Raw genomic sequence first — 16,339 nt, forward strand, 5'->3', positions numbered from 1 at the left:
ATTTAGATGATTAAAGGTAGTGATATGTGTGAAAAATCAACAGAAGATGACTCGCAGTTCACTATCTGCATCTGTTTCTAAATTTTATGGGGATAATAAATCTAATTTAAAAGAAGGATTAATAGCTCTTTTAATCTGCGCTATAGGAGATTTAGTAGCAGGTATTATCCTTGGTAAAATGACATTTTTCCTTGAAGCATTTCCCGGACTGTTGGTTGTTATTCCTGGAGCTATTGGAATGAGGGGAAATATTTTCGGTTCATTCGCTTCAAGACTTTCCACTAACCTTCACATTGGTTTGATATCTCCTAAATTTGAATTCTCAGAGCATTTGAACCATAACATTTTTTCTTCATTTGTTTTGACATTGGTATTGTCAATATTTTTAGGCATAGTTGGAAAGATATTCTGTATTCTGCTTCATTATAACTCAATGGAGCTGATTGATTTCATTTTGATTTGTACATTGGCAGGCATAATATCAAATTTAATAATGCTTCCGATAACCATGTTCGTTTCATTTAAAAGCTTTGAGCATGGATGGGATCCGGACAATATTACCAGCCCTATAATTGCCGCTTTTGGAGATCTGTTTACCTTACCGGCTATTATAGCATCAATCTTTATTTTAAGTTTCATTGACATTAATATTATCATAAAGGATATTGTTTTGGGAATAATCTTAATAGGTGTTTTTATTGGATTTATTTATTGCTACAGATTGTCTGATGAGACAAAGACAATATTAAAGCAGTCTACTCCTATTTTACTCCTATGCTCATTTTTAGGAGGTTCAGCAGGGGGAATTTTAAACAGTTCAGTTGAGACATTGCTTACCAATCCAAGCTTGCTTACCCTGCTTCCATTGTTTTCAGGCGAATGCGGAAGTTTGATTAGTATTTTAGGAGCAAGACTTTCATCAGGTCTTCACTCAGGTTTGGTAGAGCCGTTAAGAATTCCTAAAGGATATTCCATTCCTAACTTTTTGATTTGCTTTATTTTAGCACTTATTATATTCCCATTTATAGGAATATTGGCCGAAGGGTCTTCATTAATTTTCGGAGTGGTCGGCGTTGGATTTGATAAAATCATTGAAATCAGTACATTGTCCGGCCTTATTCTGGTTACTATAATGGTATTTATTGTCTATTACATTTCAACAATTTCATATAGTCATAATCTGGACCCGGACAATATTGTAATTCCAATTTCAACCAGTGTTACTGATTCAATTTCAAGTTTGGTTTTAATTTCTGTCTCCTTACTGTTGTTGGGTGTTTTAATCTAATCGATTTGAAGCTAATTCCATGCCTTTAAAATCAGTTCACATTCATTCGTTCTGAAATAGTCGTATTTTAGATTATTTCTATCGAAATTTTTCGGAACGCTTACCAAAACAGCTTTGGCATCAGGCTTATCAAGATGAATGAAAACAATTGAACTGGAATCATCGTAAAAGTTGATTTCATCGTTCAAATAGATTACATCATCGTATATGGGCTGCCAGCTTTTTGATTTGACAACTCTTGTTGAATCCATATAATATTTCAGTTCGTTTTGTTCCCTTTCATCAGTGAGCAGATAGTAATCTGAAGCCCTCAAATTGCCTTTGAATACTTTAAAGTAGTTGCAGCTGTGTGAATCCTGGTCATGATTTCTGTTGCACTTGCCTTCAAGCTGAAAGTCTTTTAGTACATATTTTTTGAAAAAGTCGCATTTCACCAGTCTGTTGACCGAGTGGACATTTCCAGAGCCGGCATCACCACCTATTTTTACACTTGAAATTGTACTCTCATGCGGAATGAGTTCCATTGAGGTTTTAATTTTTGAGTTAAACAATATCTTGGTCACGTACTTTTCATAATTACTTCCAAGAGCTAGAAATTTTGAATATGCCACACTGTTTGGAATAATCTGTCCCTCCTCATTTACAATTGCAAGACCAGGGGTTCCTTTTTTGTGAACTTCCCAGTTGCTTGGAGTTCCTGGATTGTTTATTAGATTGACAATACTCTCTTCAATCAATGTCTGAATATGTTCATTTTCGCTCTGTTTTGCGATTTTGTGTGTACTTATTTCACTTAATGAAAGAACGATTCCCGCAATCATTATGAGAATTATCATGATGACTGCTATTTCAAGCGTTAGAGTTCCTCTACTGTCCATTTTCCTTCACCAATCCGTATTTCTTTCTATGGGATGAATCTAAAATTAGACTATCCCAGTCATTTGGGTCTATTTTTTCCCCATTGTAATGGTCTGCAAAGACTACATGGTCACTACACGATAAAGACTCGTTTTTAATTGGAGTATGTGTTTGTATAAATACTTCAAAGCCATAATGTGGGCATTTTCCCTTTCCCTCGAGTCTGCAAAGATAACAGCTTCCGTCGGCGCTTTCATGGAAATATCCTTTTTTCAGACAATCATCCAATACTCCCGGGTCTCCATGGTGAATGTATGGGTCATATGGACATTTGGTAATGTATAATGGTGCTGTTGCTTCAATGTAGGATTCAGGCGATTTGAAATGATGTATAACCATATACCCAGCTATTGCATTTTTATAATGGATTTTATTATCATATGTCAGAATTCCTGATGCTATTGTTAGTTTGGCCAGTGGCAATGGATCTCTTAAACCTTCAATCGATGCATTTTTCTCAATGATGTTTGAATAGTTGATGTTATCTTTTTTAACTTTCAGTTTTACCTTAAACAGAATTTTCCAGGGACTGCCGCTGTTTTCAACTGACAGCACTTCAGATGAAATTCTTACGCCGTACTTGTTTTCAAATTCTTTGTTTTTTTCTTCCAATTTTTTGTTCAGGTTCTTTTTTATTTGGTTTTCGCTGTTGAAAACAGGCAGTCCGTTGTATACCTTTTGAGTTGCATCAGCTATTGCATCTCTTCCAAGAACTTCTAAATTTCTTGAGTAGTCATCAATGATATACTTAAAATTATTATTTGATTTTAATTCTATGTTTTCATTTTCAAGGTAATTTATACTTGTAATTATAAAAATGGCTATTATCAACAAAGATATAATTAAAATAGCAACACTACCTACCAGTATATTTCCTTTGGAGTCGATTTTCATAATATTGAAATAGACCTAATATTGATAAATTTATTTCCCAACTGCGAAAGCGTGATTTTGCACAAAAATGTATTACAATTTTGGAAATTCGGCAGAAATAGTAATAAAAAAAATACTTATTTATATTATTGATTAGAAACTATACTTATTAGAAAATATATGGAGGATTTGCATGTCAGATACTGTAAGAACATGGCGTCATATACAACAAAGATACAATCTTATAGGTTCTAAATGTACAACTTGTGGAGAATTATTCTTCCCATCTCGTGTAGTTTGTCCTAATTGTAGAAGAAAAGGAAATCTTGAACCTTTCCAATTTTCAGGAAAAGGTAAAATTTACACATTTTCAGTTATCAGATCAGCACCGGATAACTTTAAAAAATCAGCTCCTTATGCGGTAGCTGTAATTGAACTTGAAGAAGGTGCCAAATTAACTTCACAACTTGTAGATTGTGATGTTGAGGATATTGAAATCGGTGACGATGTAGAAATGGTATTTAGAAGAATTAGAGAAGATGGAGAAGACGGAGTAATCTCTTATGGATACAAGTTCAAAGTTATCAAATAATACTGCAGTTATTTTGGTAAGTCATGGAAGTACCTTGCCTTATGCTGAAGAAGTATTTGTTGAAATTAAAGAAAAATTTATCAAAAAAACAGGCCTTGCAACTGAAATAGGATACATGAAAGTATCCGAACCTACTATTGCAGGTGCTGTGGAGATTTTAAAAGAGGAAGTGGACGATTTACAGAGAATTATTGCCCTTCCAGTATTTTTAGCTCCTGGTATTCATACTAACATTGATATTCCGCAATTGTTGGGTCTTGAACCTTTGGAAGTCGACCCAAGATGTCCTGATGGAAACTATCCACCTGAACATTACCTGTCAATTGCCGATGATGTGGACTTTGATGGCGATATTGAACTGTTGAGTTCTATAGGACCGAGAGATGAGCTTTTAGATATTATTGATAAGAGAATCAATGAAGCTTTAGCCGAATCCAAACTGGATGATAATGCAAAAACTGGAATTCTACTTGTAACCCACGGGTCTAGGTTAAATTATAATAAAGAGTTTGCAACCGCATTATACAATAAGTTTGAAAAGACTTGTGAATATCCATCAAGTTTTGGATTCATGGAATTGTGCGGCCCTAGCATTCCCGAATCTATTAACAAATTGGTTGATGAAAATGATTTGGAAAGATTGGTTGTAGTGCCGGTCTTTATTGCTCCTGGAATGCACACAACTCACGATATTCCACATATCTTAGGATTTTTGGATGATCACGAACATGAGCATTCACATTCACATGGCCATGGTGACCATGACCACGTTCATGATTTGACTCCTGTTGAATTTGACGGGGAAATACTTTATCCTGAGCCTATCAAGGCCGATGATATCCTGATTGATATTTTGGTTAGTATGGTTAATGAAAAATTATAATTTTTCATATATTTTTTTGAAAAAATTTTTATTCAATATAACTTAAGAACTTTTAACTTAAAACTTAATTATGGTTGATATTATGTCTGATAAAAAAACAGGAATTTTACTTTTAAGCCACGGTTCAAGATTGGACGATGGTGAAGAAGTAATTAAAGCTTATAAGGAAATGTATACTGAAGAATTTCCGGAAATGCCAGTAGAGTACGGTTTTATGGAAATTAGAGAACCAGGAATACCGGCAACTATTAAAAAATTGACATCTGAAAATGATTTGGATAAAATCATTGTAGTGCCTGTATTTGTAGCTCATGGGCTTCATACAAAAAGGGACATACCTGCATTGCTTGGCATTGAAAGTGATTATGAAGATGAGGGTCATCATCACCACCATCATGACCACGGACATGACCATGGTCACCATCACGGACATCATCACCACCATCATGACCATGATGACGAACCGGTGGAGTTTGATGGCGAAATCGTTTTAACCGACCCTCTCGGCGTCGATAAAAGGATGTACGAAATCATTAAAGACAGAGTCTCAGAACACTTATAGTTCTGGGCCCTACTTTTTTTCTAAAATTTTATTTATTTTGAAATTTATACTATTATTCATGACTCTTAAGGTATCGGATATTGGTGAAAAAGAATTGGTTCGATATATTATTGCTAATTCCAAAGACATTACCCCTGATGATACAGCCATCACACCATTAAACAGTTCAAATCTGATTTCTACATGCGACATGCTCATTCAGTCAAAACACTTTCCAAAAAACATGTCCTATTTTGACATTGGCTTTAAGTCCGTGACAGTTAATGTAAGTGATTTGGCGGCTATGGGGGCTGAGCCTTTAGGTTTTTTACTGGCAATCGCAATGCCTAAAAACTTGAAATTGGATGATTTTAAGGAAATATTTAGAGGAGTCCTGAGCGCTTGTGACTATTACCGAATTCCTCTGATTGGAGGAGATACTAATGAAGCATCAGAAATTATCATAACAGGAACCGCATTGGGACTGACAGAAAAACCCCTGATGAAAGATTCTTATAATAAAGGTGATTTGATAGCTATTACAGGTGATATTGGGCTTGCAGCTTTAGGTTTTGAATTGGACATGATGGATAATGTTTATGTAAAACATGCATTAAAGCCGGAGGCCAGAATTAGGGAAGGTTTGATTTTAAGGGATTTTGCTACTTCAGCCACTGATATTACCGATGGACTGGCCAGCGAGTTATATGAAATCAAGAAGAATAATTACGGTTTCATGATTTATGAAGAAATGTTAAACATCTCCGATGAGTATAAATCATTGGCTAGTGAACTAGATTTGGATTATTTGGATCTGATTTTCCATGTTGGAGAAGATTTTGAACTTCTTTTCACAATCAGTAAAGATGATTCGGAAAAATTGCCAATCGAATTTAATGTGATTGGTGAGGTAACAGATTCAGATATTGTTGAACTCACGCTGGAAAACGGGCTTGTTGAGGAAATCAGAAATAAAGGATATGAGCATTATGTTAGTGAGTAATGAGCTGTATAAAAAAAGTTCAAAGACACAGAAAATTCGTTGTGAGATTTGCGCTAATTACTGTAAGATTGCCGACGGCAAGTATGGAATTTGCAGACAGCACAAAAATATTAACGGTGAGTTATTTGATGAATCATATGGTATTGTATCGTCTTTAAGTCCTGATCCGGTTGAAAAAAAGCCTTTGAATCAGTTCCTGCCGGGAACATTAACATACTCCATAGGAGGTTTTGGATGCAACATGACCTGTTTGCATTGCCAGAACTATATGATATCTCATGAATATGATAAGTATTCAAGAGGTATTAAAATAACACCAGAAGCGATTGTGGAAAATGCACTTAACTATAATTGTAAGTCAATTGCTTGGACATATAATGAACCTACGATACACTTACCCTTCAGCAAAAAAACTTCACTGCTTGCAAGGCAAAAGGGTTTGAAAGTAATCTATGTAAGCAACGGATATTATTCAGATAAATCTCTCGAAGAGGTTTTGACTTTTGTCGATGCTTTCAATATAGACTTGAAATCAATGTCTAAAGATTTCTATAGGAAAGTTTGTGGTGCAGACCTTGACATTGTATTGGATAATTTGAAAAGAGTTTATGATGAGGGCAAGCACTTGGAAATAACAAACTTAATAATCAATGATTATAATGACTCTTTAGATGAAATTAATGAACTGTGTGATTTTGTAGTCAGTGAATTGGGTTCTGATGTTCCGCTGCATTTCTCAAGAGCATTTCCCTATTATAAATTAAATGATATTACACCAACAAGGCCTGAAATATTGTTTAAGGCAAAAGAAATTGCTCAAGAAAAAGGAATAGAGAATGTATATTTAGGTAATATTTAAGTTTTTTTTAAAAAAAAGTAAAATTAAAAGTTAGTTTATTCTCCAAAACTAACTCTTTCGAATTTTTCCAATGTTTTAAGTGATTTAGTGGCATCAACACCAATTTTGGTAGTTGTTCCATCACTTTCAGCTACAGGATCTAAAGAGGAGCCTCGCACATTCGGAACAATCATAATGTCACGGTCACCTTTTACGCGTGTAGCTATTGCATATTCAACGTCTTCAGCATCAAACACATTAACGTCAGTGTCTACAACAGTACAGTGCTTGAGTGAAGGGTGTGCAGACAATGCCGCCATAATTGCATTTTTTCCATCTCCTTCGGTTTGCTTATTGATGGATATGACAGCATGCAACCAGCAGCAGCCGCCTTCAGTTAAAACAACATTTTCAACAGTAGGAACTGCATTTTTAACTGCCTTGTATATTCTTGGCTCTTGTGGAAGGCCTTGAAGTAGTTTATGTTCAAATCCTGCCGGAACAATTGCATGATAACAAGGATTGTCTTTTTTAATGTGCATTTTAGACAAGTTAATGATTGGCTGGTCACGGATAATGTCGTAAGTGTCAGTCAAATCAACGAAAGGACCTTCAGCAACGGTTTCTGTTACTGAAATTTTTCCTTCCAGAATGATGTCAGCTTTAGGAACTTCCAAATCTCCACACTTAATCAATTCGAGTTCGCCGTCCTTAAATGCATTGGCAACTTCCATTTCATTGTAGTCAATAGGAATTGAGGTGGTACTTGCAAGTAAAATTGCAGGGTCCATTCCGATAGCTATTGCAATTTCCAAATCCTCACCCAATTCCTGAGCATTTTGGAAATAGGTGTAGAGATTTCTTGGAACAATCCTTATGACGAGTCTTTTGTTGTCTAAAACCATCATTCTATGAATTGAAGCATTTTGAATTCCAGTTTTAGGGTCACGTGCAAAGACAACGCCTGCGGTAATATATGCTCCGCCATCTCTTTTGTAATGGGTTAAAATTGGAATTTTATCCAAATCCACATCTAAGTTGTCATAGTCTGAAAAATCAGTAAATTTATCCACTTTAATCGGTTTTTCCATAGCGTCAATAATTTTTTGGGTAATTTCAGAAACTTCACAATTAATGGATTTTGCTATTTTGTCACGGGTATTGCAGATTCCGGTAACTACTGGCATGTCGTATCCTTTGATGTTTTTAACAATGACTGTATCCTTTGGATACTCTCTTAATACCTTTGAAACTTCAAATTCTGATGAAAGTTCATCTGTAATTTCAATAATGTTGTCGCCTTCGAGTTTCATATTATCACTATAAGTTAATTTTTTTGTCTTTTAATTTTTCTAAAACTTCTGTAATATTAGGATCGTCAATAGAAAGGATTTCACCGGCTAAAACTGCAGCATTTTTACCGTTGTTAACTCCAACAGTTGCAACAGGCACTCCTGGAGGCATACTCACTGTAGTGAGCATATAATCATTTCCCTGTTCATTAGTACAAGGGACTCCAATTACCGGTCTGTCAGTGAGTCCTATAATCCCTCCAGTTACCTGTGAAGAGTTTGAACTGATTCCAATGAAAATTTTTGCATTTTTCATGCATTTAACGTAATTTGTGAATTTCTTGGTTGACCTTATCGGACAGACGACTTTTAAGTCGTATGAAATTTTAAGCCTGTCTAGTATGATTCCAACTTTTTTGGCCGTTCCTACATCGGTTTGTCTTCCAACAATAATCACAACTTCAGCATCCTTATTTTTGACACATACTGAATCATCAACTTCTATCTCATTTATTTCTAGGTTTTTAATTCTTAAAAAATCATTTTGGAGGTATTTTCTCTCAATTTTTTGGACTATATCTTCATTGCTTTGTTTAACTTTTTCAGCATATTCTTTTCTTAGTTTTATAACCTTTTGGCGAACTTCATCGTTGTGAAGTCCAATGAACTGAGCGGCCAATATAGCTGCATTATCTCCCCTGTCTATTCCTACGGTCGCAATAGGGGATGGATAAGGCATTTGAACAATTGATTGCAATGCATCTATTCCACCAGTCTTTACATCAACCGGAACACCGATAACAGGTCTAGGTGTATATGCGGCAATTGTACCTGGCAGGTGCGCTGCAAGACCAGCAATTCCAATAAACACTTCAATTCCAGCATCAGTGCCCTGTTCGACAATTTCACGAATTAAATTAGGGGTTCTGTGTGCAGAAGCAATTTTCAAACTGTATGGTATTTCGAGTTTATCTAAAATATCCATACTTTTTTCAGCAACAGCAATATCAGATCCACTTCCAAGAATAATCATTATTTTTGGTGTCATAAAAATCCCTTCTAAAAAAAATTTTTATTATTATATTATATTGATTTTTAAATATTTAAATTATCATTGATAAGTTAATCCTTCTTCTTTTAATATCCACATCCAGAACTTTAACGTCAACAATATCTCCAACAGCAACAATGTCAAGAGGGTGTTTTACATATTTGTCCTCCACTAATTGTGATATATGGACTAATCCGTCTTGATGAACTCCAATGTCAACAAATGCACCAAAATCAACAATGTTTCTGACAGTTCCCTGCATTATCATTCCAATTTCGAGATCTTCAAGATTTAAGACATTTTTTCTAAGAATCGGTTTCGGCATATCTTCACGAGGGTCACGACCAGGTTTTTTGAGTTCTTTCACTATGTCTTTTAGGGTTTCAACTCCAATATCCAGTTCTTTAGAGATTTCATCCATGTCAATGTCGTTTAGTTTAAGATGGGATTTTCCAATGTCATCAGTTGTGTAGTTAAGCTTTTTAAGTAACTTGAATGTGGCATCGTAGGATTCCGGATGGATTGTGGTGTTGTCCAGAGGATATTCCGGGTTATCGATTTTTACAAAACCTGCACACTGTTCATAAGTTTTTTTACCAAGTTTTTTAACATTCAATAGTTCTTCCCTATTTTTAAAGCTTCCGTTTTCTTCCCTGTAGCTGATAATGTTTTTTGCTGTTGAATTTCCAATTCCGGATACATAGTTAAGCAGACTTACTGATGCGGTATTCAGGTCAACTCCAACTTCATTCACTACCTTTTCTACAACCCCTCCCAATGATTCCGTCAACTGCTTTTGGTTCATGTCATGCTGATATTGTCCGACACCAATGGATTTTGGGTCTATTTTAACAAGTTCAGCAAGAGGATCCTGAAGTCTTCTTGCAATTGAAACCGCACTTCTTTCACCTTCTGAAAAATCAGGAAATTCCTCATCAGCCAATTTTGATGCGGAATAAACAGATGCTCCTGCTTCATTGACAATGATATATTCAACATCTGTTCCCCTAATGATGTCTGCTACAATCTGTTCAGATTCTCTTGAAGCGGTACCGTTTCCGATAGCTATTACGTTAATTCCATATCTGTCAATCAACTCTCGAACAGTTTTAATTGATTCTGTAACTTTATTTTGAGGTTCTGTTGGATAGATCAATGCAGTATCAAGAACTTTCCCGGTTTCATCAATTATTGCTAGTTTACACCCGGTTCTAAAAGCAGGGTCCCAGCCAAGGATTGTCTTTCCTACAAGAGGACTTTCCATAAGTAACTGATTTAGGTTTTTTGCAAATACATTAATTGATTTTTCCTCGGCCTTCTCAGTTAGGAAATTCCTGATTTCCCGCTCGATTGCAGGTGAAATCAGTCTTTTATATGAGTCCTCAACAGATTCCATAATGGTTGGTGTAGTAAATTTATTGTATTCTATTTTTTCCGGAATTCTTGATATGTTTTTCAGCATATGCCTGTTGAGATACTTTATGATTTCATCTGTTTGGCACACGATTTTTCCTTTAATCACGCCCTCTTTTTCAGCCCTGTTTATAGCTAAAATCCTGTGGGGAGGTATTTTTCTTAAATCTTCGGTATAATCATAATATATTTCATATTCGCTGGTAGAATCTTTGTCTTTAGCTTTTGTCTTTATTTGACCTGTAAAAAAAGTGTTATGTCTAATCTTTTTTCTGAACTCTGAATTGTCTGAAATTATTTCTGCAATTATGTCTTTTGCACCTTTTATAGCATCTTCAGCGGTATTTATCTCTTTTTCAGGATTAATATACTTCTTGGCTATTTTTTTGACACTTTCATTAATGTCTTGAGCTAGAATTATTTCTGCCAATGGTTCAAGACCTCTTTCACGAGCGATTGTGGCTCTTGTTCTTTTTTTACTCTTATAAGGCCTGTATAAATCGTCAAGTTCGACGAGTGTGTCAGCATTTAAAATCTTATTTTTAAGCTCATCTGTTAGCTTTCCAAGTTCTTCAACTCTTTTTATAACTTTTTCTTTCTTATCTTCCAGGTTTCTTAGATATTTCAATCTTTCATCAAATTTTCGCAATGTTTCATCGTTCAATGAACCGGTAACATCCTTTCTGTATCTTGCAATGAATGGTATAGTATTTCCGTCATCTATCAATTTGATTACTTTTTCAACTTGCCAATTGGCTAAATTTAGTTCGTTTTGAAGTTTATCTACTATCATTAATTACTACCTTTGGAATGAGTTTAATAGATTAATTTTTGTTTTACGTGTTCTTTAAATTATTGTTTTAGTCTCTTAAAAACTGATATATTTATAGTACTTGAATGATATATTTATAAATAATTAAACTTTCAGGTGAATTTATTGTATTGGTTTTTTGTAATTCTTGCATTTTTGCTTGCCAGTATTAGAACTGAAAAGCCTAAGAAAAAATATCAAAAGGTTTCAGTTATTATTCCCGCATACAATGAGGAGGATACCGTAGCTAAGGTTGTGGAAGTAGTTAACAATGTGTCGTTTGTAGATGAAATCATCGTTGTTAATGATGGTTCCTCTGACAACACAGAAGAGGAAGCTATTAAAGCAGGCGCTATCGTTATCAATCATGAATCAAATAAGGGTAAAGGGGAAGCATTATATACTGGATATAGTCAGGCGGAATGCGATATCATAGCTTTTATTGATGCTGACATTTACAATCTGACATCTAAAAAAGTTGAATCAATGATCAAGCCAATTTTACTTGGAGAAGCTGAAATCACTAAAACTAAATTTTCACGTGCCAGTGGACGTGTAACTGAACTTACAGCCAAACCATTACTTAATTTCTTTTTCCCTGAAATTTCTTTTGAGCAACCGTTAAGCGGTCAGTTTGCGGCACGTAAAGACACATTGAAAAAAATCAATTTTGAAAAGGACTACGGTGTTGATGTAGGAATCGTTATTGATGCTGATGTACTTGGAATTTCTATTCTTGAAGTTGACATTGGTGCTATAGAGCATGACATGTCCCCTCTTGCGGATTTAAACATGATGGCTAATGAAGTCGTTAGAACTATTATAAGCCGTGCAAATAAGTACGGTAGGGTCATAATGATTGATGAAATTGGTTATTTCATTCGTATGTCTGTTGTTGGTTTATCTTTAATCATTCTTGGTCTGTTTACAGTATTTTTTGTAAAAATGGTTCCTCTTACAATAGGAGTTTTAATTTCTGTTCTGGGCATTATCATATCAATATTCTATATTGTCAAGGTTATTGTAAAGTCAATCGTAATGTTTAGAAAAACACCGCGTATCAGCTTGCTAAAATCATTTGTCAAAATTCATTTTCCGTTAATTATTTCCATAATTATCCTGCTGCTTATGATTTCAACATTCATCGGTGCGGCTCACTTTGAAAATGGAGTACTGTCAATTGAGCCGAACTCAAGAAATCTAATTATCTATGCAGATTCCACCACTGACAATTCAATTTCAGTCAGGGGGCCATTCACAATCGATGTTGCAATCGAAAATGAATCAGATCAAATTCGCATGCCCGATGAGGCAATGATGACGTTGGGCATAAAGGTTAATGACACAATTCAGATTGGAGATTCCATCTACATTGTCAATGAGTCAAGAAATGGTGAAGATGACATTATTAGGTTACCTAGTCAGGCTAGAAAAACATTAAACCTTGAACCTGGTTATATTATTCAAAACAGTCGCATGAAAGAAATCTTTGAACAATCCCTTGTCACACAAAGCAGGGATAATCAAAATATTACCTCTGTCGAAAAATTTATAATCACTTCAAGAGACAGGAATTCTTCAAACTTTGAGATATTTGTCGATAATGTATCTGTATCCAATTCTTCTGGAGTATTCAGAGCTAATTCATCCTATTCCATAGCAATCGATGGTGAAAATGTTGCTACGTTAACCAATCCTGAAAATACTACTTTTAACTATGGAAGTTCAGAAATAGACATTGTCTTTAAAGATTCGGAACACACATCAACAAGACAGTTTGTAAGAGACAGTCAGGGCAGTTTCCTGAATTTAATATTTGATTAAAAAAATAGTTAAAATCTAAGAAAAAATTCTTAGATTATTTTTTATCATAAGCTTTTACTGCTTCTTCTACATCATTATAGAGTCCAAGTGCCGCTAAAGCACCAACTTTTCCTTGATTACCAGTTACTGCAATCAAAGGAATGTTTAATTCTTCGGCAGTTTCTTCTGCAGTTTCAATATCCATCATACCTGATTTTGTAGCTATTGAATATTCCCTTAATTTTTCAGGAATATCAAGACCTTCCAATATGGCTATAGCTGTTTTATCAGATAATGTATCTCTTTTAAGAATTTCGATAACTCTGTTTATCAAATCTTCCTTTTTTGATTCTTCAACAGCAAATGTAAGAGCAATTGATACGCAATTTTGAGTTTTATGAGGATTATGAGGATACAATTGAACAATAATATGATCTAAGTATTCATAGCCTTCGCTTGCAAGTTCAACACCTAAATTATGAGCCATTGTCCAAGTAGCTCCCGCATCTTTAGTGTCTGTATCATCAACACCAATAACAACTTTTTTAAGTTTTGGGGTTACAACAGTAGCCTTTCCTACTTTTGAACCACCACCGGTTTCAATTAGTTCAATGTATTTGACACCTTCACCCATTCCTCTGCACATTCCTGCACCTACACCAGCACCTGCAAGTCCAGCATGAGTCACTTTTACTTCATTTCCGTCAACAACGATTTCATCAATCCCTGCAGCATTAAAGCTGGCTTTAAGGTCAAGGGGTGCACTGCCGACATGACATGAATAAACATGCTTGTTTCCATCACGGTATGCAGAATCAATCAATTCAGAATTATTACGGTACTGGTTTAATAGCCAATGAGACCCTGAAATGCAAGGGTGGTATTCAACAATTTCGACTTTGTCTCCGTCCACCATTGTTAAAACTTTTTGATATGGTGCAATCCAGGGGTCTTTAAATTTTTCTTTAAGTTCATTAGGTTTTAGGATTTCCATGTAATCATCTAAATTTCTTTTAATCTGTCACACATTTTAATGGCTGCTTCAACTGCACTTTTTGCGTTTTTGACACGTCTGTGTGCATCCATTCTAGTCATTCCAGGACCAGTAATTCCTAAAGCAACTGGTGTGTCATATTCTAGAGCTAAATCTGCAATCTTACGGGAAGAATGTTGAGCCACGATTTGATCATGGTCTGTAGCACCTTCAATAACGGCACCTAATGTGATAATTGCATCATACTCGCCTTTTTGCAATAATTTTTTTATTACAAGTGGCATATCAAATACACCAGGCACAGCCACAACTTTTGTAATTTCACAGTCTCTGTTTCTAGCTTCTGCTTTAGCTAATTCTAGCATCATTTGTGTAATGTCATAGTTAAATTCTGCTACTACTGCAGCAATTTCATATTTTACCATTTTTTCATCTCCTTTTTAAGCTCCTTGGAATAATAAAAGCATAAATCCTGCAACCCCACTTAATACCATAATGAATATAATAAAAAGTGCAGCTAATTGAATTTTACTTAATTTTTTAAAATCCATATTTTTTTTCTCCTTATTTTAATTTATAAATAATTTTTAATAGCTTCGGCTACTTCCATAGTACTTGCTGAACCACCCAAATCTCTTGTTAAGGTTTTACCTTCATTAAGTACTTTTAATATAGCAGCATCAAATCTTTCCGCCTCTTCGTTTTCACCGATATATCTAAGCATCATAATTGCTGAAAGCATCATTGCTATTGGATTTGCTTTACCTTCACCTGCTATGTCCGGTGCAGAACCGTGAACCGGTTCAAATAAAGCTCCATTTTCACCAATGTTTGCGGATGGGATTACTCCAAGTCCTCCAACGAGTCCTGCGCCTTCATCGGATAAGATATCACCGAATAGATTAGTGGTCACTATCACTTCAAAACTTTGCGGTTGAGTAATTAGATACATTGCGGTTGCATCCACGTAAAAGTCTTCGGTTTCAATTTCAGGGTATCTCTCAGCCACTTCATAGAAAACCTCTTTGAATAGTCCATCACTTTTCTTTAATACATTGGCTTTATGAACTGCTGTAACTTTGCTTTTATTGTTTTCTTTTGCATAGTTAAATGCATAATCAATAATGCGCTCTTCTGCTTTTCTTGTAATGATACGTTTAGCAATTGCACCATCTTCGGTTAATTCCTCTTCACCTGCGATGTATAAACCTTCGGTATTCTCACGCACAATCATGAAATCAACGTCATCAAACAATGCATTTGTATTAGGATAAGTTTTAACAGGCCTTAAATTAGCATACATTTTCATTTCTTGGCGTATTTTAACAATAACGTCTGCAGCGGTTTCTCCTGCAGCACCAAATAAACAAGCATCGGCCTTTCTAATGATATCTAAAGTCTCTTTAGGAAGCGGATTTCCGTTTTTTTCACCGCATTCATCTCCAGCTTCACCGTAAATATAGTCGAATCCGATGTCTAATTCATCAAGTACGGATATAGTTGCTTCCATTACTTCTTTGCCTATTCCATCTCCTGGAATAACGGCAATCTGATATTTATCTTTTGTTTTTGAGGTACTCAATTAATCCACCTTGCTCTAATATTTCTAACATGAATGGAGGTAATTTTTTGAAAGTTATTGATTCTCCATTTGCAGATGTTATACATCCTTTTTCCATATCAACTTCTATTTCCTCTCCGTCCTCTACAATTTTTGTAATTCCCGGAGCTTCAAGAAGAGGAACTCCAACATTTGTGGCATTCCTATAAAAGATTCTTGCAAATGATTCTGCGATAACTGCAGATACTCCGATTCCTTTAAGTGAAATAGGAGCATGTTCTCTTGAAGATCCACAACCAAAATTGGTCCCTGCTACAATGAAATCTCCTTTTTTACATTTCTTGTTAAATTCAGCATCCAAACCTTCCATACAATGTTCGGATAATCTTTTTTCATCAGTGTAAATTAAATATCTTCCTGGAATAATGATGTCTGTATCAATGTCATTTCCAAATTTCCATGCAGTTCCTTTCATAAC

Annotated in this window: 16 protein-coding genes; 7 read left to right on the forward strand and 9 right to left on the reverse strand. The window is 35.1% G+C overall.

Annotated features, from left to right (window positions below; genetic code table 11):
• Positions 1-28 precede the first annotated feature (28 nt).
• Positions 29-1,288 (forward strand): magnesium transporter, encoded by a 1,260-nt coding sequence (locus tag QZV68_RS00200; RefSeq protein ID WP_296877424.1) that lies wholly within the window; start codon positions 29-31, stop codon positions 1,286-1,288.
• An 11-nt stretch (positions 1,289-1,299) separates the two neighbouring features.
• Here the strand turns inward: QZV68_RS00200 and QZV68_RS00205 are convergent, their stop codons facing one another.
• Both QZV68_RS00205 and QZV68_RS00210 read right to left on the reverse strand, forming a co-directional pair.
• Positions 1,300-2,166: a hypothetical protein gene (locus QZV68_RS00205; RefSeq protein ID WP_296877426.1), complete on the reverse strand. Its 867-nt coding sequence runs from the start codon at positions 2,164-2,166 to the stop codon at positions 1,300-1,302.
• Positions 2,156-3,100 (reverse strand): hypothetical protein, encoded by a 945-nt coding sequence (locus QZV68_RS00210; RefSeq protein ID WP_296877428.1) that lies wholly within the window; start codon positions 3,098-3,100, stop codon positions 2,156-2,158. Before QZV68_RS00210 ends, QZV68_RS00205 begins: the two co-directional genes overlap by 11 nt.
• Positions 3,101-3,272: 172 nt before the next feature.
• Here QZV68_RS00210 and QZV68_RS00215 point away from each other — a divergent pair, with 172 nt between their 5' ends.
• From QZV68_RS00215 to amrS, 5 genes are all read left to right on the forward strand, one after another.
• Entirely contained in the window at positions 3,273-3,671 is a 399-nt protein-coding gene (locus tag QZV68_RS00215) for a Zn-ribbon domain-containing OB-fold protein (RefSeq protein ID WP_296877429.1), read from the forward strand.
• The gene (cfbA, locus tag QZV68_RS00220) at positions 3,643-4,554 is read left to right on the forward strand and encodes a sirohydrochlorin nickelochelatase (RefSeq protein WP_296877431.1); all 912 of its coding nucleotides are present in this window, start codon (positions 3,643-3,645) and stop codon (positions 4,552-4,554) included. The genes QZV68_RS00215 and cfbA (QZV68_RS00220) overlap by 29 nt, the downstream gene beginning before the upstream one ends.
• A gap of 79 nt (positions 4,555-4,633) precedes the next feature.
• A complete protein-coding gene (cfbA, locus tag QZV68_RS00225) occupies positions 4,634-5,116 on the forward strand; it encodes a sirohydrochlorin nickelochelatase (protein WP_296877485.1) in 483 nt (160 codons plus the stop codon).
• 58 nt (positions 5,117-5,174) lie between these two features.
• Positions 5,175-6,098 (forward strand): thiamine-phosphate kinase, encoded by a 924-nt coding sequence (gene thiL, locus QZV68_RS00230; RefSeq protein ID WP_296877433.1) that lies wholly within the window; start codon positions 5,175-5,177, stop codon positions 6,096-6,098.
• On the forward strand, positions 6,085-6,957 hold the full coding sequence (gene amrS / locus QZV68_RS00235) for an AmmeMemoRadiSam system radical SAM enzyme (protein WP_296877435.1): 873 nt from the start codon (positions 6,085-6,087) through the stop codon (positions 6,955-6,957). The genes thiL and amrS overlap by 14 nt, the downstream gene beginning before the upstream one ends.
• A 35-nt stretch (positions 6,958-6,992) precedes the next feature.
• On the opposite strand, the gene QZV68_RS00240 is transcribed toward amrS, so the two are convergent.
• Genes QZV68_RS00240 through QZV68_RS00250 form a run of 3 tightly spaced genes read right to left on the reverse strand, consistent with a single transcriptional unit; the run spans position 6,993 to position 11,485 of the window.
• A complete protein-coding gene (locus QZV68_RS00240) occupies positions 6,993-8,249 on the reverse strand; it encodes a UbiD family decarboxylase (protein WP_296877436.1) in 1,257 nt (418 codons plus the stop codon).
• A gap of 7 nt (positions 8,250-8,256) precedes the next feature.
• Positions 8,257-9,276 (reverse strand): 5-(carboxyamino)imidazole ribonucleotide mutase, encoded by a 1,020-nt coding sequence (gene purE / locus QZV68_RS00245; RefSeq protein WP_296877437.1) that lies wholly within the window; start codon positions 9,274-9,276, stop codon positions 8,257-8,259.
• 55 nt (positions 9,277-9,331) lie between these two features.
• Complete coding sequence (locus QZV68_RS00250) at positions 9,332-11,485, reverse strand: Tex family protein (RefSeq protein ID WP_296877439.1); 2,154 nt, start codon at positions 11,483-11,485, stop codon at positions 9,332-9,334.
• A 144-nt stretch (positions 11,486-11,629) separates the two neighbouring features.
• On the opposite strand from QZV68_RS00250, the gene QZV68_RS00255 reads away from it, so the two are divergent.
• Positions 11,630-13,327 carry a glycosyltransferase gene (locus QZV68_RS00255; RefSeq protein WP_363136708.1) on the forward strand — a complete coding sequence of 566 codons (1,698 nt, stop codon included), beginning with the start codon at positions 11,630-11,632 and terminating at the stop codon, positions 13,325-13,327.
• A gap of 34 nt (positions 13,328-13,361) precedes the next feature.
• On the opposite strand, the gene mmp11 is transcribed toward QZV68_RS00255, so the two are convergent.
• From mmp11 to QZV68_RS00275, 4 genes are all read right to left on the reverse strand, one after another.
• Positions 13,362-14,300 (reverse strand): methanogenesis marker protein 11, encoded by a 939-nt coding sequence (gene mmp11, locus QZV68_RS00260; RefSeq protein ID WP_296877443.1) that lies wholly within the window; start codon positions 14,298-14,300, stop codon positions 13,362-13,364.
• Positions 14,301-14,308: 8 nt separating this feature from the next.
• Positions 14,309-14,725 (reverse strand): 6,7-dimethyl-8-ribityllumazine synthase, encoded by a 417-nt coding sequence (gene ribH, locus QZV68_RS00265; protein ID WP_296877444.1) that lies wholly within the window; start codon positions 14,723-14,725, stop codon positions 14,309-14,311.
• A 149-nt stretch (positions 14,726-14,874) separates the two neighbouring features.
• Positions 14,875-15,882 (reverse strand): isocitrate/isopropylmalate family dehydrogenase, encoded by a 1,008-nt coding sequence (locus QZV68_RS00270; protein WP_296877446.1) that lies wholly within the window; start codon positions 15,880-15,882, stop codon positions 14,875-14,877.
• Positions 15,857-16,336 (reverse strand): 3-isopropylmalate dehydratase small subunit, encoded by a 480-nt coding sequence (locus tag QZV68_RS00275; RefSeq protein WP_296877447.1) that lies wholly within the window; start codon positions 16,334-16,336, stop codon positions 15,857-15,859. The genes QZV68_RS00270 and QZV68_RS00275 overlap by 26 nt, the downstream gene beginning before the upstream one ends.
• Positions 16,337-16,339: the final 3 nt, after the last annotated feature.

It is taken from the genome of uncultured Methanobrevibacter sp., assembly GCF_902801725.1.
Taxonomy (GTDB): domain Archaea; phylum Methanobacteriota; class Methanobacteria; order Methanobacteriales; family Methanobacteriaceae; genus Methanocatella.